This window comes from Arthrobacter sp. ES3-54, from assembly GCF_029504395.1.
Taxonomy (GTDB): Bacteria; Actinomycetota; Actinomycetes; order Actinomycetales; family Micrococcaceae; genus Arthrobacter.
The window spans coordinates 1-18,660 of the sequence record NZ_JAQFIF010000026.1 but is presented as its reverse complement, the minus strand read 5'-3'; the positions used below and the strand labels follow the sequence as shown (position 1 = coordinate 18,660).

At 66.7% G+C, this 18,660-nt stretch carries 16 protein-coding genes; 4 read left to right on the top strand and 12 right to left on the bottom strand.

What is annotated here, in order from left to right; genetic code table 11:
• Positions 1 to 33 precede the first annotated feature (33 nt).
• Entirely contained in the window at positions 34 to 1,557 is a 1,524-nt protein-coding gene (locus M2428_RS21740; RefSeq protein WP_277528048.1) for an aldehyde dehydrogenase family protein, read from the top strand.
• An 87-nt stretch (positions 1,558 to 1,644) separates the two neighbouring features.
• A complete protein-coding gene (locus M2428_RS21735) occupies positions 1,645 to 2,232 on the top strand; it encodes an adenylate kinase (RefSeq protein ID WP_277528067.1) in 588 nt (195 codons plus the stop codon).
• Positions 2,233 to 2,331: 99 nt separating this feature from the next.
• Here M2428_RS21735 and acs read toward each other — a convergent pair whose 3' ends face one another.
• The 10 genes from acs to M2428_RS21685 form a co-directional block, all read right to left on the bottom strand.
• A complete protein-coding gene (gene acs / locus M2428_RS21730; protein ID WP_277528047.1) occupies positions 2,332 to 4,362 on the bottom strand; it encodes an acetate--CoA ligase in 2,031 nt (676 codons plus the stop codon).
• A 162-nt stretch (positions 4,363 to 4,524) separates the two neighbouring features.
• Complete coding sequence (gene adhP / locus M2428_RS21725; protein WP_277528046.1) at positions 4,525 to 5,535, bottom strand: alcohol dehydrogenase AdhP; 1,011 nt, start codon at positions 5,533 to 5,535, stop codon at positions 4,525 to 4,527.
• A gap of 329 nt (positions 5,536 to 5,864) precedes the next feature.
• Positions 5,865 to 7,142 carry a helix-turn-helix domain-containing protein gene (locus M2428_RS21720; protein ID WP_277528066.1) on the bottom strand — a complete coding sequence of 426 codons (1,278 nt, stop codon included), beginning with the start codon at positions 7,140 to 7,142 and terminating at the stop codon, positions 5,865 to 5,867.
• Between the two features lie 207 nt (positions 7,143 to 7,349).
• On the bottom strand, positions 7,350 to 8,666 hold the full coding sequence (locus M2428_RS21715) for a GNAT family N-acetyltransferase (RefSeq protein WP_277528045.1): 1,317 nt from the start codon (positions 8,664 to 8,666) through the stop codon (positions 7,350 to 7,352).
• A 132-nt stretch (positions 8,667 to 8,798) separates the two neighbouring features.
• Positions 8,799 to 10,370 carry an amino acid permease gene (locus M2428_RS21710; RefSeq protein WP_277528044.1) on the bottom strand — a complete coding sequence of 524 codons (1,572 nt, stop codon included), beginning with the start codon at positions 10,368 to 10,370 and terminating at the stop codon, positions 8,799 to 8,801.
• Positions 10,371 to 10,397: 27 nt separating this feature from the next.
• Complete coding sequence (locus M2428_RS21705; protein ID WP_277528043.1) at positions 10,398 to 11,813, bottom strand: aspartate ammonia-lyase; 1,416 nt, start codon at positions 11,811 to 11,813, stop codon at positions 10,398 to 10,400.
• A gap of 8 nt (positions 11,814 to 11,821) precedes the next feature.
• Positions 11,822 to 12,862 carry an asparaginase gene (locus tag M2428_RS21700; protein ID WP_277528042.1) on the bottom strand — a complete coding sequence of 347 codons (1,041 nt, stop codon included), beginning with the start codon at positions 12,860 to 12,862 and terminating at the stop codon, positions 11,822 to 11,824.
• A 129-nt stretch (positions 12,863 to 12,991) separates the two neighbouring features.
• The gene (locus M2428_RS21695) at positions 12,992 to 13,687 is read right to left on the bottom strand and encodes a FadR/GntR family transcriptional regulator (protein ID WP_277528041.1); all 696 of its coding nucleotides are present in this window, start codon (positions 13,685 to 13,687) and stop codon (positions 12,992 to 12,994) included.
• A 171-nt stretch (positions 13,688 to 13,858) separates the two neighbouring features.
• On the bottom strand, positions 13,859 to 14,599 hold the full coding sequence (locus tag M2428_RS21690) for a YcnI family protein (protein WP_277528040.1): 741 nt from the start codon (positions 14,597 to 14,599) through the stop codon (positions 13,859 to 13,861).
• Between the two features lie 117 nt (positions 14,600 to 14,716).
• Complete coding sequence (locus M2428_RS21685) at positions 14,717 to 15,328, bottom strand: hypothetical protein (protein WP_277528039.1); 612 nt, start codon at positions 15,326 to 15,328, stop codon at positions 14,717 to 14,719.
• A gap of 326 nt (positions 15,329 to 15,654) precedes the next feature.
• Here M2428_RS21685 and M2428_RS21680 point away from each other — a divergent pair, with 326 nt between their 5' ends.
• Both M2428_RS21680 and M2428_RS21675 read left to right on the top strand, forming a co-directional pair.
• Positions 15,655 to 15,957: a type II toxin-antitoxin system Y4mF family antitoxin gene (locus tag M2428_RS21680; protein ID WP_277528038.1), complete on the top strand. Its 303-nt coding sequence runs from the start codon at positions 15,655 to 15,657 to the stop codon at positions 15,955 to 15,957.
• A complete protein-coding gene (locus tag M2428_RS21675; protein WP_277528037.1) occupies positions 15,954 to 17,222 on the top strand; it encodes a HipA domain-containing protein in 1,269 nt (422 codons plus the stop codon). The genes M2428_RS21680 and M2428_RS21675 overlap by 4 nt, the downstream gene beginning before the upstream one ends.
• Positions 17,223 to 17,296: 74 nt before the next feature.
• Here M2428_RS21675 and M2428_RS21670 read toward each other — a convergent pair whose 3' ends face one another.
• On the bottom strand, positions 17,297 to 17,914 hold the full coding sequence (locus M2428_RS21670) for a uracil-DNA glycosylase (protein ID WP_277528036.1): 618 nt from the start codon (positions 17,912 to 17,914) through the stop codon (positions 17,297 to 17,299).
• A 171-nt stretch (positions 17,915 to 18,085) separates the two neighbouring features.
• Positions 18,086 to 18,511 (bottom strand): hypothetical protein, encoded by a 426-nt coding sequence (locus M2428_RS21665; RefSeq protein ID WP_277528035.1) that lies wholly within the window; start codon positions 18,509 to 18,511, stop codon positions 18,086 to 18,088.
• Between the last annotated feature and the right edge of the window lie 149 nt (positions 18,512 to 18,660).

The window sequence follows — 18,660 nt, the reverse complement described above, 5'->3', positions numbered from 1 at the left end:
GACGAAGACGTCTGTTTTCCATGAGGAGTAACCGTGACTGTTTATGTCCAGCCCGGCCAAGAAGGATCCAAGGTCCAGTTTAAGGACCGCTACGAGAACTGGATTGGCGGCGAATGGGTGGCTCCAACCACCGGCCAGTACATCGAGAACGTCTCCCCGGTAAACGGCAAGCAATTCACTGAGGTGGCCCGAGGCGCAGCGGCCGACGTTGAGCTGGCGCTTGATGCCGCCCATAGAGCCGCTCCGTCCTGGGTTAAGGCCCCGGCCACCGAACGCGCCGCCGTCCTGAACAAGATCGCCGACCGCATCGATGCGAACCTGGAGATGCTCGCCGTCGCCGAATCCTGGGACAACGGCAAGCCGATCCGCGAAACCCTCAACGCGGACATTCCGCTCGCGGCGGACCACTTCCGCTACTTCGCCTCCGCCGTCCGGTCCCAGGAGGGCCGGCTGTCACAGCTCGACGACGACACCACCGCCTACCACTACCACGAGCCGCTCGGCGTCGTCGGTCAGATCATCCCCTGGAACTTCCCCATTCTCATGGCGGTCTGGAAAATGGCTCCGGCCCTGGCCGCCGGCAACGCAGTCGTCCTCAAGCCTGCGTCCAACACCCCGGCCTCCATTCTGGTGCTGGCCGAGCTCATCGCGGACCTGCTGCCCGCTGGCCTGTTGAACATCGTCAACGGATTCGGCTCGGAGGTCGGCAAGCCGCTGGCCTCCAGCCCGCGTATCCGCAAAATCGCCTTCACCGGCGAAACCTCCACGGGCCGCCTGATCAGCCAATACGCCAGCGCAAACCTGATCCCGGTCACGCTGGAGCTCGGTGGTAAGAGCCCGAACATCTTCTTCAAGGACGTCGCGGACACCAACGATGCCTTCTACGACAAGGCATTGGAGGGCTTCACCCTGTATGCCTTCAACCAGGGCGAAGTCTGCAGCAGCCCGTCCCGCGCCCTGGTCCAGGACGGCATTTACGATTCCTTCATGGCTGACGCAGTGGCCCGGACGGAGAAAATCATCCAAGGCAACCCGCTGGACACCACCACCCAGATCGGGGCCCAGGCGTCCGTAGGCCAGATGGAGAAGATCCTCTCCTACATCGACATCGGGCTCCAGGAGGGCGCCAAGATCCTCGCCGGCGGGAAGCAGACAGAGCTCGACGGAGACCTGGCCGGTGGCTTCTACGTCCAGCCCACGATCTTCGAGGGCAACAACAGGATGCGGATCTTCCAGGAGGAAATCTTCGGCCCCGTCGTCTCAGTGGCGCGGTTCAGCGACTACAAGGACGCCATCAGCATCGCCAACGACACTCTCTACGGCCTCGGTGCCGGCGTCTGGTCCCGCAACGGCAACGTCGCCTACCGGGCCGGGCGGGAAATCCAGGCCGGCCGCGTGTGGGTCAACAACTACCACGCCTACCCGGCCGGTGCCGCGTTCGGCGGGTACAAGTCCTCCGGCATCGGCCGCGAAAACCACTCCATGATGCTGGACCATTACCAGCAGACCAAGAACCTCCTGGTCAGCCACTCAGAAAACAAGCTCGGCTTCTTCTAAAGCCGATCAGGGGCCCGCTGCCACGGCAGCGGGCCCCTGGCGAACTCTTTCAACAACGGCACCACGAAGGACGCACAAATGACGAGAATGCTGATTATTGGCCCGCCCGGATCCGGCAAAGGCACCCAGTCGGAACGGATTTCCGAGCGCCTCGGCGTCGCTGCGATCTCCACCGGCGACATCTTCCGGGCCAACGTCAAAGGCGGAACACCGCTGGGGCTGGAAGCAAAGAAGTACATCGACAACGGCGACTTCGTCCCGGACAGCGTGACCAACAAGATGGTGCGGGACAGGCTGCTGCAAGACGACGCCACGTCAGGCTTCCTGCTGGACGGCTACCCGCGCACCACGTGCCAGGTTGACGAGCTGGACGACATTCTGGCATCTGGTGACCAGGTCCTGAGTGTCGTCCTGCAGCTGACTGCCGACGACGAGGAACTGGTCTCCCGCCTCCTGCACCGTGCCAAGGAAACCGGGCGGAGCGACGACAACGAGGCTGTGATCCGCCACCGGCTGGACCTCTACCATGGCCAGACGGAGGCTGTGGTGGCGAAGTATGCCGAGCGCGGCATACTGGCCCAGGTTGACGGCCTGGGCGCGATCGATGACGTCACGGACAGAGTGATGCGCAGCCTGGAACAGCCCGTCAAGGCCTCTGCCGTCAGCGGACGCTAGTACGGCAACGGCCGCCAGCGGCGGCCGGATATGACGACGGCGCCGCCCACCGGAGCGGGCGGCGCCGTCGGCGTAGGATCGAGCGCGGCGTTACGCGGGCTATTTCTTCAGCGATTGTGCGATCTGGGCCATGACGGTGTTGTCGGCCAGGGTGGTCGCGTCGCCGACCTCGCGGCCTTCCGCGACGTCCTTGAGCAGGCGGCGCATGATCTTCCCGGACCGGGTCTTGGGCAGTTCGGGGACCACGAGGATGGTTTTGGGTTTGGCGATCGGACCGATTTCCTTGCCCACGTGGTTGCGGAGTTCCTGCACGATCGCCTCTCCGGTGTCCACGGCGTCCCCGCGCAGGATCACGAAGGCGACGACGGCCTGGCCGGTGGTCTCGTCCGCGGCTCCGACGACGGCGGCTTCCGCGACCGCGGGGTGGGAGACGAGGGCGGACTCGATTTCGGCGGTGGAGAGCCGGTGCCCGGAAATGTTCATCACGTCATCGACCCGGCCGAGGAGCCAGAGGTCGCCGTCCTCGTCCTTCTTGGCGCCGTCGCCGGCGAAGTACATGGTCTCGAAGCGGGACCAGTAGGTTTCCTTGAACCGTTCCGGGTCGCCCCAGATCCCGCGCAGCATGGCCGGCCAGGGTTCGCGGATCACCAGGAAGCCGCCGTGCCCGTTGGGCACCGATTCGCCGGCCTCGTCCACGACGTCCACGGCGATGCCGGGCAGCGGGACCTGGGCCGAGCCGGGCTTGGTCGCGGTGACCCCCGGCAGCGGGGCGATCATTTGCGCCCCGGTCTCGGTCTGCCACCAGGTGTCCACGATCGGTGCGGGGTTTTCCTTGCGTTCGCCGTTCTTGCCGGCATTGGAGCCGATGACCTCGCGGTACCACATCCAGGCTTCCGGGTTGATGGGTTCGCCGACCGAACCGAGCACGCGGATCGAGGAGAGGTCGGACTTGGCCGGGATGTCCTTGCCCCACTTCATGAACGTGCGGATCGCGGTGGGGGCGGTGTAGAGGATGGAGACCTTGTATTTCTCCACGATCTCCCACCAGCGGCCCTGGTGCGGGGAGTCCGGCGTGCCTTCGTACATGACCTGGGTCGCTCCGTTGATGAGCGGGGCGTAGGCGACGTAGGAGTGCCCGGTGACCCAGCCGATGTCGGCGGTGCACCAGTAGACGTCGGTCTCCGGGTGGAGATCGAAGACCGCGCGGTGCGTGTAGGCGGTCTGGGTGAGGTAGCCGCCGGTGGTGTGCAGGATGCCCTTGGGCTTTCCGGTGGTGCCGGAGGTGTAGAGGATGAAGAGCGGGTGCTCGGCGTCGTGCCCGGCGGCGGTGTGCTCGGCGGACGCGGCGCCGACGGTGTCCGCCCACCAGTGGTCCCTGCCCTCGTGCCAGTCCACGTCCTGGCCGTTGCGCTTGACCACCACCACGTTCTGCACGCTGTGGCCGTCCCCGTCTCCGGCCCGGGCCAGGGCGTCGTCGACCGCGGCCTTCAGGGCGCTGGGCTTGCCGCGGCGGTAGGTGCCGTCGGCCGTGACCACGAGCTTGGCCTCGGCGTCGTCAATCCGGGAACGCAGGGCATCGGCGGAGAAGCCGCCGAAGACCACGGAGTGGATGGCGCCGATCCTGGCGCAGGCCAGCATGGTGATCACGGCTTCGGGAATCATCGGCAGGTAGACCGCGACGCGGTCGCCCTTGGCCACGCCCAGGGACTCGAAGGCGTTCGCGGCCTTCTTCACTTCCTCGGTGAGCTGTGCGTAGGTGTACGTGCGGGTATCGCCCGGCTCGCCCTCGAAGTAGATCGCCACCCGGTCCCCGTGGCCGGCCTCGACATGGCGGTCCAGGGCGTTGTAGGCGGCGTTGACCTCCCCGCCGACAAACCACTTCGCGAACGGCGGGTCGGACCAGTCCAGCGTCTGGGTGAAGTCCGTGCTCCAGTCCAGCAGTTCGCGGGCCTGCTTCGCCCAGAACGCGGGCCGGTCGGCGGCGGCCTCGGCGTACTCCCCGGCGGTGACCACCGCATTCGCCGCGAACTCGGCCGACGGCGCGAAACGGCGGTTCTCCTGGGACAGGTTTTCGAAGGCATCGCCTGCCTGGGTGGGGCTGGGTGATGCCGCGGTAAGGGCGTTGGACATGGGTAACCCCTGTTCTTTACATATTCTGCGGTGAAAAATGCGTGCGTGCGCCGGCACTCGGGTGCCGCTCAGGGCACTGCCGTGGACCGGGCCAGGATCCCAGCAGCGGCGGCGTATCCCCAGGGCGCCTAGGGATACGCCGCCGCAGGCAGGTGGGATTGATCAGTACTTAATGACCACGCGGCCGTCGATCTTGGCGTGCTTCATCTCGTCGAGGACGGCGTTCACTTCGGAGAGCTCCCTCGTGGACACCGTCGGGTGGATCTTTCCCTGGGCGTAGAAGTCGAGTGCTTCCTCCAGGTCCTGCCGGGTTCCGACTATGGAGCCGCGGACCGTCAGGCCCTTGAGCACAATCTCGAAGATAGGCGCCGGGAAGTCCCCCGGCGGCAGCCCATTGAATACGATCGTTCCGCCGCGCCGGGCCATCCCGATGGCCTGGCCGAACGCTGACGGGTGCACTGCCGTGACCAGAACTCCATGGCATCCTCCGGTTTCGCGCTGGATAACTTCGGCAGGGTCTTCGTGCAGGGCGTTGACCGTCAACTCTGCACCGTGCTTCTTGGCCAGGGCGAGCTTGTCGTCGGCGATGTCCACTGCCGCTACCCGCAGCCCCATGGCGACGGCGTACTGGACAGCGATGTGCCCGAGTCCGCCGATCCCGGAGATGGTGACCCACTGGCCCGGCTTGGCCTCGGTCATCTTCAGGCCCTTGTAGACCGTCACGCCGGCGCAGAGCACAGGTGCGATTTCCACGGGGTCCGATCCGGCCGGAATGCGGGCGGCAAAGCGGCTGTCGACCAGCATGTATTCCCCGAAGGAACCGTCGACGCTGTAGCCGGCGTTCTGCTGGGCCTCGCACAGGGTTTCCCAGCCGGTCCGGCAGTACTGGCAGTCGCCGCAGGCTGACCAGAGCCATGCGTTGCCGACCAAATCGCCGACGGCCAGATCGGTGACGCCCTCGCCGAGGGCAACGACCTCGCCGACGCCTTCGTGGCCGGGAATGAACGGCGGTGACGGCTTGACCGGCCAGTCTCCCTCCGCGGCGTGCAGGTCGGTGTGGCATACGCCGGTGGTGAGGACTTTGACCAGTGCCTCTCCGCGTCCCGGGGTGGGGATACGAAGGTCCTGAATCTGAAGATCCTTGCCAAATTCGGTAACTACAGCTGCTCTCATCGTCGTCATTGTCGATATTCCTTCGTCGTTGTGGCCGCAGCAAATAATGCGCAGGCATGAATTGAACATCAGGCCAGAAGCCGGGCATGATGCCCGTTGTCCGCCGAAAGCCTCGCCGGGGATGTGCGGTGAGGCCCGCGGATTGTCAGGGTGTGGATAACCCGTCACAGTTCCAGTCCGCGTCGCTGCCGTGGAACGTGATCCAGGCAGCTCTGGTCTGGAGTGTGAAGCACAATCATCGCCGGCACTTCTGCTGAGCAGGGGGATGGCTGTTGCCTAAAGCCTAGGGAAGGGAGGGTTGCGATGAGGTTGCAGCATTGTGAGTCAGGTCACCCGGGCGGGGTTGTTCCGAGTTCGGATTCCAGGCGCTCCAGGTCAGCCACCACCGCAGCCCTCTTGGGTGAGCGGGGCGGCAGCAGCTTCAGCGCTGCCATGCGGACGGCAATGTCATCGCTCGCTTCGGGAAGTTCCGCATACTGGAGCAGGGCTTCCGCGCTGCCGTCCGTTAGAACCGCCTCCCGAAGGAGTGTGGAGACGCGCCTCCGCAGCGTCACCACGCCCGGAGCCTCGGAGCGCGGCAACACCGGGCCGCGATAAATTTCCAGGGCGACCCTGTGCGCCCCGCGCTGGAGGCAACTGAGAACCTGTCCGGCGTCCGGCAGCATGTCCACGGTGAGTCTGTAGGGCCGGGATTCCGGCACGGCGGCAGGATTGAACTGGTGAAGGACTTTCCTCAACCGGACCATCTCAGCCCGAAGGGTCATGGCTGAGACTTCCCCGAACAGCATGCTGCCCAGCTCTTCGCCACTGAGACCATCCGGATGGATGCTCAGCAGGGCCAGCATTTCACTGTGCCTTGGAGACAGCGATACCGTTTTTCCTTCGATGCTGAGCAGCGCGTGGTCGCGGCCGAGCAGCTGCAGGCTGTTGCGATAGAGGCTACGGACCGCGCCGCTGGGAACCGTTCTGGGCCCGGCAGCGGAAACAGGTTTTCGCCGCCGGGCGAGCCGGTCGCGCTTCGCGGCGGCCAGCAGAAGACGCTCCACGCGCAGTTGCGCTTGTGCAGCCGCAACCGCAGCCTCTACGAGGGAGAGGGTATGCGGGGCGACTGCCATCTCGGTCCCGGTGATATCCAGGACTCCGATCACGGCACCGGTGTCTGGATCACGGAACGGCACTGCCGTGCAGCTCCACGCGTGAACAGCCCGGTTGTAATGTTCGGGACCCGAGACCTGGATGCTGCGGCCCAGTGCCAGGGCGGTTCCAGGAGCGCTAGTGCCCACGCTGGCCTCGGACCAGTCCGCGCCCTCAACGAACAGCATGCCCTCGGCACGCCGGCGCAGGGAGGCATCCCCATCGACCCATAGGAGTCTGCCCAGTTCATCCCCGACAGCCACGAGCAACCCTTGTTCGGAACTGGGCTGAACCAGCAGTTTGTTAATCACCGGCATGATTGACGCCAGCGGATGGCCGCGGCGGTACTCCTCAAGCGCCGCCCCATCGAGGAGTAACGAGGATGGCGGCATGTCAGGGTTGGCCTGCAGCCGAAGCGAACGCTTCCAGGACTCTTCAATGATCCTGCGCAGCGGCCCCTGCCCGGATCTGATGCCGGGCTGCTTCGACGCTGTAACGCGCCTGGCAGCAGACGGCGCCGGGTCCGTCGCCGGGGTTGGAAATAGCGACCGGGGACTACGCACGGTGGCTCCATTGTCTAGAGCAGAAGTGGGGCCCCAAGTGGCCCCAATCACAAGAATACCGCCGGTGTGGGTCGTGATCGCGGTGTGGCCCCGTCACAAGCTGCTGACGGAGTCCATCTAGACGCGCCCCAGGTCGTCGATGTCCTCGAGGAACTGCTGGTGCACTTCGGCGCTGACCGTGGTGCGGGTGTCGGCGATCGCATCGAGGTAGTCCTGCGTGGCAGGGCCCTTCCGGACCGACTCGCGGACTGAGGCGCTGCCGCCGGACGCCAAGCCGCCGTCGTCGTACACCGCTTTTTCCAGCGCCCGCTGGGAGGCGCTGCGGGCCGCGTACTCGATATCCGCGGGGGAGAAGCCCTCGGTGCGTTCCACCAAGAGCTCGACGTCGACGTCGTCCACCACGGTGGCGGGGATGAAGCGCTGCCACATGGCCTCGCGGGCCTGGCGGTCCGGCAGACCGATCGGGATGACGTAGTCGAAACGGCCGTGGCGCAGGAATGCGGAGTCCAGGGCGCGGATGAAGTTGGTGGCACAGACCAGCAGGCGGCCGGGCTGTTCGCGGAACGCCGGGATGATCTTAAGGAGTTCGTTGGTGACCCCCTGCAGCGGCGACGGCGGTTCGCCGGAACGCTGGGAGGCGATCTCCTCCACCTCATCGATGAACACGACTGCGTGCTCGAGTTCGGCGATCTCCAGGAAGGTCTCACGCAGCGCCCCGGCCAGCCCCTTGGGGTCGGAGGCCAGCCGGGAGGGGAAAACCTCCACGAACGGCCACTCCAGCCGGGAGGCGATGGCCTTCGCGAAGGTCGTCTTGCCGGTGCCGGGAGGGCCGAAGAGGACCACTGCGCGCGGCGGCACCACCCCGTATTCGTCGGCGAGGTCGGCCTCGGCGAGAGGCAGGACCAGCCGGCGTTCCAGCAGTTCCTTCTCGTTGCGCATGCCCGCCACGTTTTCCCAGAGGTCACGGGCCAGAATCCGGCCGCCGAGCTGGCTGAGCGGCTCGAGTTCCTGGCGCTGGACCGGGATTTTCCGCTCGAAGTAGCGCAGGTTCTTCTTCAGGGCGAAGCCGCGGCCCAGGAAGGCCTCCACCCGGGTTTCGGATTCCGGCATCAGCGCGGAGAGCTTGTTGAGCCCGTGCGGGGCCATCCTGTTTTCGACGGCGGCGAGCAGCGAGGTGCCGATCCCGCGGCCGCGGGATTCCGGGAGGGTGGCCAGGAAGACGATCCAGCCCTGGTCGTGGGCAGCCCGTCCGACTGCGGCGCCCACCACCTGCTCGCCCTGCACCGCGACGACGGCATGGTCCTTTTCGCAGGAGGCCAGGACCTCCGATAGCGCGTAGACGGGCTCCACGTTTGATTCTTTGAGGGATTCCCAGAGGTGCAGGATGCCGTCAAGATCGGCCGAATGGAAATCCCTAATCCGCCAATTGGTCATGAGCTATCTCCCGGGTGGTTCGTCGCTGAGCCATGTTGAGTCTTCCGCTGAGCATATGCGAACCGGGTGCACGAGAGGTTGCGGGGACGTTGCGTTACGCGGCGTTCCGTAACGCGGAGGAATGCCGTAGTGTCACTCCGAATCCCCGCCGCCGCTGCCCGTGGGGCGGTTGGCCACGAGCGGATACGGGCCGGTGAACCCGTCGCGGACGGCGGCGATTTCCAGGATGCGGTGCCGGCAGAGGCGCCAGCCGAGCATCAGGAGCGGGACGATGACCACGAGGGAGGCGATGGTCCAGGTTCCTACGGGCGAGTCGAATGCCATGAGGACCAGCACCGCCAGGAGGAAAGCCAGGGTGATCCAGCCCGTGACGGGTGCGCCGGGCATGCGGAACGCGGGCCGGAGCAGTTCGCCGCGGGCTGCGAGCCGGGCAAGCTGCATCTGGCACAGGACGATCATGGCCCACGTGCTGATGATGCCCAGCGATGCGACGTTCAGGACGATCTCGAAGGCCTCGGCCGGGACTACGGCGTTCAGGATCACGCCCAGGACCGCCACGCCGGCAGTGAGGGCGATGCCGCCATAGGGGACACCGGACTTGTTCATCCGGCCGGCGAACTTCGGCGCCGAACCCGAAACGGACATCGACCGCATGATCCGGCCGGTGGAGTAGAGGCCCGCGTTGAGCGAGGACAGCGCAGCGGTAAGGACCACGAGGTTCATGATGGCGTCCACACCGTCCACCCCGATGGAGCCGAAGAACGTCACGAACGGGCTCTCGCCGGCCTTGTAGGAGCTGTAGGGCAGCAGCAGGGAGAGGAGCACGAGCGAGCCGACGTAGAACACCGCGATGCGCACGATCACCGTGTTGATGGCCCGCGGCATGATCTTCTCCGGGTTTTCAGTCTCGCCAGCGGCGGTGCCGATCAGCTCGATCGAGGCGTAGGCGAACACGACGCCCTGCATCACCACGATCGCCGGCAAAAGGCCGTTGGGGAACATGCCGCCGTTGTCCGCGATCAGGCTGAAGCCAACCTCCTGGCCGGCCACAGGCGTGCCGAAAATGACGAAGTAGATGCCCACGAGGAGGAAGGACACGAGCGCCACCACCTTGATGAGCGCGAACCAGAATTCAAGCTCGCCGAACACCTTGACGCTGATGAGGTTCAGGCCCAGGACCAGGATCAGGGCCGCCAAGGCCCAGGTCCACTGCGGCACGTCCGCGATGGGCGCCCAGTACTTCTTGAAGAAGTTCATGTACAGCGCGACGGCGGTGATATCCACGATCGCCGTCATGGCCCAGTTCAGCCAGTACAGCCAGCCGGTGACAAACGCGGCTTTCTCGCCGAAGAATTCACGGGCGTAGGAGACGAAGGAGCCCGACGACGGCCGGTGCATCACGAGTTCGCCGAGGGCACGCAGGATCATGAAGGCGAAGAACCCGCAGACGGCATAGCTGAGGATCAGGGCCGGTCCGGCGGTGGCGAGCCGGCCGCCGGCGCCCATGAACAGGCCGGTGCCGATGGCGCCGCCGATCGCGATCATCTGGACCTGACGGGGTTTCAGGCCCTTGTGGTAGCCCTGGTCCTCGGCGTGGAGCGCGGCCCCGGAAGCATGGGCATGCGCCGGAATGGTGTGGTCGGAGACGGCCTCTTGTTGTTGGGCTGGCAGTTTTTGGGCGCGGGCAGTATCGGGATGAGTCATGGGGGTCCTTCGGGGTTCGAGGGTGCGCTACTTGCTCAGGTTGGCCAGGCGCTGCGGGCTGAGGAGCTCGGTGAGCTGTTCGGCAGTGAGCAGCCCGTGTTCGAGCACGAGTTCCGCAACCCCCTTGCCGGTGGCGAGGGCTTCCTGCGCGATGGCCGTGGCCGTGGCGTAGCCCAGTTGGGGGTTTAGGGCGGTGACGAGGCCGATCGACTGTTCCACGGTGAGGCGCAGGTGTTCGGTGTTCGCGGTGATGCCCCGGACGCAGCGGGCCGTGAGGGTGCGGCAGGCGGCTTCCAGGTGGGAGATGCTCTTGTGGAGGCTATGGACGATGATCGGTTCGAAGGCGTTGAGCTGGAGCTGGCCGGCTTCTGCGGCCATGGTGATGGTGACGTCGTTGCCGATCACCTCGTAGGCCACCTGGCTGACCACTTCCGGGATGACCGGGTTGATCTTGCCAGGCATGATCGAGGAGCCGGACTGCACCGCGGGGAGGTTGATCTCGCCGAATCCGGCGCGCGGGCCGGAGGAGAGCAGCCGGAGGTCGTTGCAGATCTTGGAGAGTTTCACGGCCACCCGCTTGAGCACCCCGGAGAGGTGCACGAAGGCGCCGACGTCCTGGGTGGCCTCGATCAGGTCCACCGCGGTGACCAGCGGCAGGCCCGTGATCTCGGCGAGGTGCCGGCAGGCGGCCTCGGCGTACCCGGCGGGTGCGTTCAGGCCGGTGCCGATGGCCGTGGCGCCGAGGTTGATTTCGTGGATCAGCAGGTCGGCTTCGGCCAGGCGGAGCCGGTCTTCGCCGATTGTGACGGCATAGGTGCCGAATTCCTGGCCGAGTGTCATGGGGACGGCGTCCTGGAGCTGGGTGCGCCCCATCTTGACCACCGTGCGGAACTCGAGGGCTTTGGCGGCGAAGGCGTCCTCGAGCTCTGTGAGCGCCTCCAGCAGCTCCCGGGCCGCGAAGATGGTGCCGAGCTTGACCGCCGTGGGGTAGACGTCGTTGGTGGACTGGCTGAGGTTGACGTGGTCGTTCGGGTGCAGCCGGGCGTATTCGCCCTTCGGGTGCCCGAGGATTTCCAGCGCCCGGTTGGCGATGACTTCATTGGCGTTCATGTTCGACGACGTCCCTGCGCCGCCCTGGATGACGTCCACCACGAACTGTTCGTTGAGCTTGCCGTTCATTACGTCGGCGCAGGCCTCCCCGATGGCCGCGGCACGTTCGGCGTCGAGGAGCCCGAGCTCGTGGTTGGTGCGTGCGGCGGCCAGTTTCACGGCGGCCAGCCCGCGGACCAGGTACATGTTGGAGGACAGCGGCTGGCCGGTGATGGGAAAGTTCTCCACGGCCCGGAGGGTATGGACGCCCCAGTAGGCGTCGGCGGGAACATCCCGGTCGCCCAGGAGGTCGTGTTCGGAGCGGAATTCTGCGCGTGCGTCGAGCGAGGTCATGGCGGTCCTTACAGGGCTTCGGGGACGTCGGAGGTCTTGGGGGCAGCGAGGAAATCAGTGGCCTGCAGCAGCCCGACGGGCCGGCCGCCGCCCAGCACAGGGGTGGCGGCGAGGCGCGCCAAGGGCGAGGTGTCGACGTCGAGCGCGGCCAGGACCCGCACGGTGACGGGCATCCGGGCGCGGTCTCCGCCGTCGGAGACCTTCACGGCGACGGCGCGGCCGTCGGGGAGGCCCACCAGCTGGACGCCCTCGAAGCCGTCCTTGGCCACCAGGCCAGGAACCAGGCGCATCAGCGCGGTGACATCACGGTCCTCGCCCGCAACCATCTCGGGGTGGCGGCGCATGGCGTGTGCGACGGCGACTTCCGCGCCGCCGGATCCGGCGGCCGCGGCCAGGCGGCCGAAGGCACGCGCCATGCCGCGCAGCGTGAGTGCAAACAGCGGGGTGCCGCAGCCGTCAGTGGTGCTGGCCTGCGGGTCCTCCCCGGTCAGGTCCACCACGGTCCGGGCCACGAGCTGCTGCAGCGGGTGCGCCGGGTCAAGGTAATCCTGGACCGGCCAGCCGTTGATGACGCAGGTGGCAGCCATCGCGGCATGCTTTCCGGAACAGTTCTGTGCCAGCTGGGTGGCCTTACCGCCGTCACCGAGCCAGTCCTCGCGCTCGCGGGCGCCGTAGGGGAGGTCGGTGCTGTTCTTGAGATCGCCGGGCGTCAGGCCATGCAGGTCCAGGATGCGGCGCGCGCCGTCGCGGTGGGCGGCGGCACCGGAATGGCTGGCGGCGGCGAGTGCGAGGAGATCGTCCGGGAGGTCCAGGCCGGCGCGGACCATGGCGACGGCCTGCAGGGGCTTCAGGGCGGACCGCGGGTAGAACGCGGCGAGGGGATCCCCGGCAGCCAGGAGGATCCGGCCGTCCGCTGCGGTGGCGATGACCGAGCCGTAGTGGACGCTTTCGACGATGCTGTCCCGGGTCTGGACCGCGAGCGGGGCGTGCTGCGGGAGCCCCTCCGGGGCCAGCGGGGTCGGGGTGTGCGCGAGAGCGGGAGAAATCATTGCGTCCTTTGGCGGTAGCGGTCGGTGGGGTTGTGGTGGCCGGTGGAGTTGTGTTGGCGGGCCACTCTGTTGCTGACTCTGCTTTTCCTGATTCTGCTGTTCCTGACAAAGGGCGTCAGGCGCTTGCCGTCAGGCGTTGAGGATTGAGTCGAGGGCGAGGCCAACGGCATGGAGGTGCTGGCTCATGGCGATGCGCGCCGTCGCCGCGTCACCGGCTTCGATCGCGGCCAGGATGCGGCTGTGCTCCTCGTCGGAAGCGTGCTTGCGGTCCGCCACCATGTTCAGGGTCTCGGACTGGTGGGCGAGGGCATCCCGGATGTCCGCGACGACGTTTTCGAACACCTTGTTTCGGCTGGCACGCGCGATCAGCGCGTGGAAGCTGGAGTCCAGGCCCACCCAGACTTCAGGGTCGTCCTCGCCGCTCATAGCGGCAACGATGTCCCGCATGGTGTCCAGTTCCTCGGACGAACGGCGTTCGGCGGCCAACCCGGCGGCAGGAAGCTCGATATGGGGGCGGGCCTCGGTGAGGTCGCGTGCGGAGTATTGGCCCAGGACCAGATCCTTAGCCACGTGGGTGGCGACGACGAATGTGCCCCGCCCGGTCTTGGTGACCGTCAGGCCCAGGGCGGTGCAGGAGCGCAAGGCCTCGCGGACGACGGAGCGGCTCACGCCATACTGCTGGGCAAGGCTGGCCTCGGAACTCAGCTTGGCGCCGACGCCGAGCTTGCCGGATTCGATTTCGGAGCGGAGGACGTTGAAGACGGCTTCGGCGGCACTGAGGCGGGCCAAAGGCTGTCCAGCTGTCCGGCTGTCTGACAGGTTCACTCTTCAAATATGGCAGAGATCACACAGGGGTGTCAATTGTGACGGCGGCGGTCCCGGATGTCCGGGGCCGCCGCCGCCGTGTCGTGCGCCGGAGATCCGGCGGCTGGTTACTTGCCTGGGTTACTGAATCGGGTTACTTAATCGGGATACTTGACCAGTTACTTGCCTGGGCTATTTGGTCCCGGACGGGCGGGTGCGGGCCAGTGCGGTCAGGCCCGCGGCGAGCCCGATCAGTCCTGCTGCCATCCCGATCCAGCCGGCCACGGAGCCTGCATCACTTGAGGTGCTTGCTGCCGCGGCCGGGGCGGCCGCCGGCGCCGGTGTTGTTTCCGTGGATGCGGCGTGGACCGCGGTTTCGGCGTCTTTGGCCGTGGTCACGAACGAGGGGGCAGGGTGTTCGGGTTCTGCCTGGCCCTCGACCGTCTTCTCGTCCCACTTCACGACCGTCCCGTCGGTGTAGGTCTGGGACGTGGGCAGCGTCACCGTGGTGCCGGCATCCGGCAGGACTCCCACGGACAGGGAGAACGCCTGGTATTCGTTCGGGCCGATCTGGTGGGCGGCGTCTGCGGTCCAGACCACGGAGCTGGGGGCCTTGGTGACGTTGGCGCCGGCGATGGTGACCGGCTTCGGCAGATCGCTGGTGGTGACCACGGCCTTCCAGCCCTCGACGGGCTTCACCGACACCGAGGTGAACGGGGTGTCGGTGGGCAGCGTGACCTCGAGCTTGCTGGTCTTGGCCGTGGCGGACTCGTTGGGGACATTGAACGTCAGGTGGCTGTAGCCGCCCGCGGCCGGGTCATCGGAGTCCACGTGGACGTGGGCGGACGCGGCGGTAGCGCCGGCGGCGAGCAGGGCGGCGGTCATCGTGGCGGCCGCGGCGGTCTTGAGGGTACGGCGGAGGGAGGATTTCATGGCAAGGTGCCTTTCACAAAGGAATGAACGGGTGGGGGCCGGCCGGTGCGGTGTCCGTCCGGCAGTGGCGGCGGGTGGCCGCCTGCCGTCCCCGTCCGGGTGTGAAAGGGGATGGTGTCAGGCGGCGGGCGCCGGCTCCGGGGGGCCGCGCCGGGTCGGCAGCCGGCGGCCCACCCGGACCCTCGGCAGGGTAAGGAAGACCGTGCAGGGCCCGGCGGCGCGCATCGGCACCAGGCTGACAGGTTCCGGCAGCTGCACGAGCGGGCGCAGCCAGGAGCCCAGCGCGGACAGCGCCCGCTCGCCACGGGCCAGCAGCAGCGCGGTGCCGAGGGTCGCCACCGCGTGGGCGGCGAACATGGCCCCGCCCATGTCGGCCGCGGACACCGCCATGGACGGGTGGAGCATCTCCGGAGGAATCACAGCCGCCGCATGGCCGGGATGGTTGTTGGCCATCCGTGCGGACACGCTCACGGGCGCCGCGGCGGACAGTGCGCCGAACGACCAGTGCAGCCACAATTGCCCCACGCCGAGGAGGCCGGCCAGGGCGATAAAGTTCAGGCGGAAGCGGGTCAGGACCGCCACCGGGACCATCGCCACGGCACACAGCGCCGTCACGATCGCCGGCTCGGGCAGCCGCCCGCCGCCGGCCAGGTGCCCGCCGGCTGCCAGCGCCACGATGAGGGATCCGATCAGCCCGGTGCGGAAAAGCCGGAAGGAAGCGCGCGCCATCGTGAGCAGTCCTCTCCGGATTCCCTGGGTGGGCTGATTTTCTAAGGTCCCTTAAATCCTACGGGCCATTTTGCACCGCCACGCGCCACCCGGCAGGACCGCCCATTATGTGACGGTGGGCGCCAGGGATGCCGAGTCAGCTGCGTCCGCAGGCTCCATCGGCTCCGCCGCACCGGCCCCCGCACCGGCCCCGCCGGTACGAACGTGCCGAAATGACGCTGTGCAGCCGCGTGTGCCGGTTCTATACTGGAATTGCCCGCAAAACGGCACGTTCGTACCTATAGACTCAGATCAATCGGACGTATCTTGATCGACGGGAGGCGGCCATGGAGAACTCATTTCCGGACGAACTCGCTGCCGAGGCCCGGGCCCGGCGCGGTTCGCTCCGGCTGAGCCAACGTGAACTAGCCGAACTGGCCGGGGTCTCAGAGCGGTTCGTCCGGTTCGTCGAACAGGGCAAACGCACGGTTCAGTTGGATTCCCTGCTGGCGCTCCTGGACACGTTGGGGCTGGAGCTCCGGGTCCAGACTCGGACCAGCGCCGCTGCCCGGGCCCTCGCCGGCCCGCGGGCAGGGAGTGAACTGCGGGCCAACAATGAGCTGCGGGACGCCCCAGAAGTCCGGCCATGAGGCACCGCATCGCGGATATCTACAAGGCCGGCGTGCTGGCGGCGCGGCTGGAACGCCACGACGGCGGCACCCGATTCAGCTACTTGCCGGCTTACCTGGCGTCCGGGGGCCCCGCCGTCGCGAGTTCCCTGCCGCTGACTCCGGAGCCCGTGCTGTCCGCGGCGGGGGCAGCCCCGCCGTATTTCACCGGGCTCCTGCCGGAGGGCCGGCGGCTGAACGCACTGCGCCGCTCCATCAAGACCAGCGTGGACGATGAGCTGTCCCTGCTCATCGCGGCAGGTGCCAACCCCGTGGGTGACGTGCAAATCGTTGGCCATGGCGAGAAGCTGGACCCGGACGAGCACGCCGTCGAGCTTGACCCCGCTACACCCGTGGATTTCGACGCCCTGCTGGGAGACTCCGGGCTGATCGATCCCGTGGCGCTAGCGGGCGTGCAGGACAAGCTGTCCGCAGGCATGATCTCCATGCCTGTGGCCAGCGCTGAAAGGCGGTACATCCTCAAACTCAACGCTCCCGAGTTCCCGCACGTCGTCGAAAACGAATACGTGATGTTCCGGTACGCCGCCCGGCTTCGGATCCCGTTGAGCCGGGTCCAGCTGATCCGCGACGTCGCCGGCCGGCCGGGGTTGCTCGTTGAGCGCTTCGACCGGGTACCTGTCTCCGGGGAGCATGTCTCCAGGGCCTCGGGGCCCAAAGCAGCGGCCGGATCGCCGCGGGCGGTGCAGAGGCTCGCCGTCGAGGACGGGGCACAGGTGCTGGGGCTTTACCCTGCGGACAAGTACAACGTGGGATACGGGCAGGTGTGCCATGCACTGGCGGCGTATTGCGCTGCGCCGCTACCCGCGATGCGGAATTTGGCCCTCCAGGCGGCATTTGCGTGGCTGACGGGCAACGGTGACCTGCACGCGAAGAACGTTTCCATGGTGCAGCAGCCCGCCGGGGAGTGGTCCATTGCGCCCGTGTACGACATCCCCTCCACTGTTGTCTACGGGGACAAGACACTGGCCCTGACCCTGGACGGCAAGCGGACGGGGGTTTCCCGGAAGCACTTCCTGGGCTGGGCCGCGGGGATGGGGCTGACTGAGCGTGCCGCCGTCCAGGTGCTGGAGCTGGCGCTGAGGGCTTCGGAGCCGCTACTGGCGGACCTTCAGGCGGGCACGGCGTTCCGCGCTATGACCGACGACGGCGCCTCGCCGTTTTCGGCGATTGTCACCCGCGATTGGGTCAAGGAGCTCAAGCACCGGCGCAGGCTGCTGGCGGGGTGAGGCCGCCGGCGTCGGCCATTGGCGGATTATGCCGGCCTCGTCTCTGCCGGCGTCGGATGATGTTGCGTGAACCCTTAAAGGTGCTGGATGCCGGCCCGCTGCATGGCGTCTTTGTAGACTTCAACGTTCTTGGCGAGGAGCTCTTCCTGCTTGGCCGGAGAGACTGCGAAGGCGCGGCCGCCGAGCGCAGTGGCCTTGTAGATCTTGACGCCATGGTTCTTCAATGAGGAATGGTAGGTCTTCTCGAAGAGCGTCAGGAAAGAGTGGGCGTCGGCGCCGTGGGCAATAACGGCCGAGACTCGCTTGTTGATCTTGAGGAACTGGCGGAACGGCCGCAGGCCGTCCGTCTTTTCCTGGACGTTCAGCGCCGAGGAAGCGTCAGGATCGCGGATCCACGGATAGGCGTTCCACGGCATCACATAGCGGGGATCCAGCTCCGCGGCCTCGTAGATGGAGGTGGCGCGGCGGGCGGCCTCATCGTCGTTGAAGTGCGAGAGAAAGCCCGATTCCGTGCCCTTGCCGGGGCTGATATGCAGGCTGACGATCCGGCATTCGTCCTCATCATGGATGGGGTCGATGTACGGAACCACCGATCCAGGCTTCTTTTCCATGAGTTCGTCGCACAGCTGCGTCACGGCGGCGATGTTTGGCTCCTGCAGCAGGGTCTTCTTTTCGTCCCAGTCAATCGTCACGATTTCTCCCTCAGCACTTGGCGTCCAGAATCAGGCGGCTTCCTCCACTCTACGCTTTCGCAGCAGGGGGTGTTTCGGCCGGGGCCCTTATGGCCGGTCTCCGCCGTGGGGGGCCGTCAAGATGGTCTTCGTCCTGGGGCCCGTGGCTTGCGGCCACCCTGTTGCCGCAGGTCAATATCTCCGGGAACGTTGAGTCGTTGCCTCAGATGAAATCCACCGTTCGTTGATGGCGGGTTTGATCGGGGCAGGCTGTTTGGCAGTGGCGATGGTTTCGAGCCGGCCGGTGAGGGCAAGAATCTGTCGTGAGAGGGCGGCTGGCCGGATCTTCTTGTAGCAGGCGTTCATCCGGATCACGGGCATCCGTGCGAGGGCCGGGTCGGCTGCGGCGCGCCGGTGCGGGGTCGCGGCCCGGTCATGGGTTTTGCTCACTTTGGCTCCGTGGCGGACCTTGGCGATGAGTTTTTGCTGGGGCAGCAGGTAGTTGGTGAAGATCCGGTCCAGCTCCCAGATCTCGTTGAGCAGCTCCAGTTCCGCAGCGGTGTCATAGCGAAGGTAGCCGACCAGCTCACGGACCCGGGACCAGTTCTTCTGCTCCACGTGGCCGCCGTCGACCCTTCTATAGTTGTCAAGCGCGGCAGGACTCCGGGTTTTTAGCGTTGAGTGTTCGGTAGACCCGTCGGGCGAGATAGCGTTTGACGCACCGGCGGATTTCCTTTTTGTTCCGTCCTTCGGCTTGTCGTTTCTGG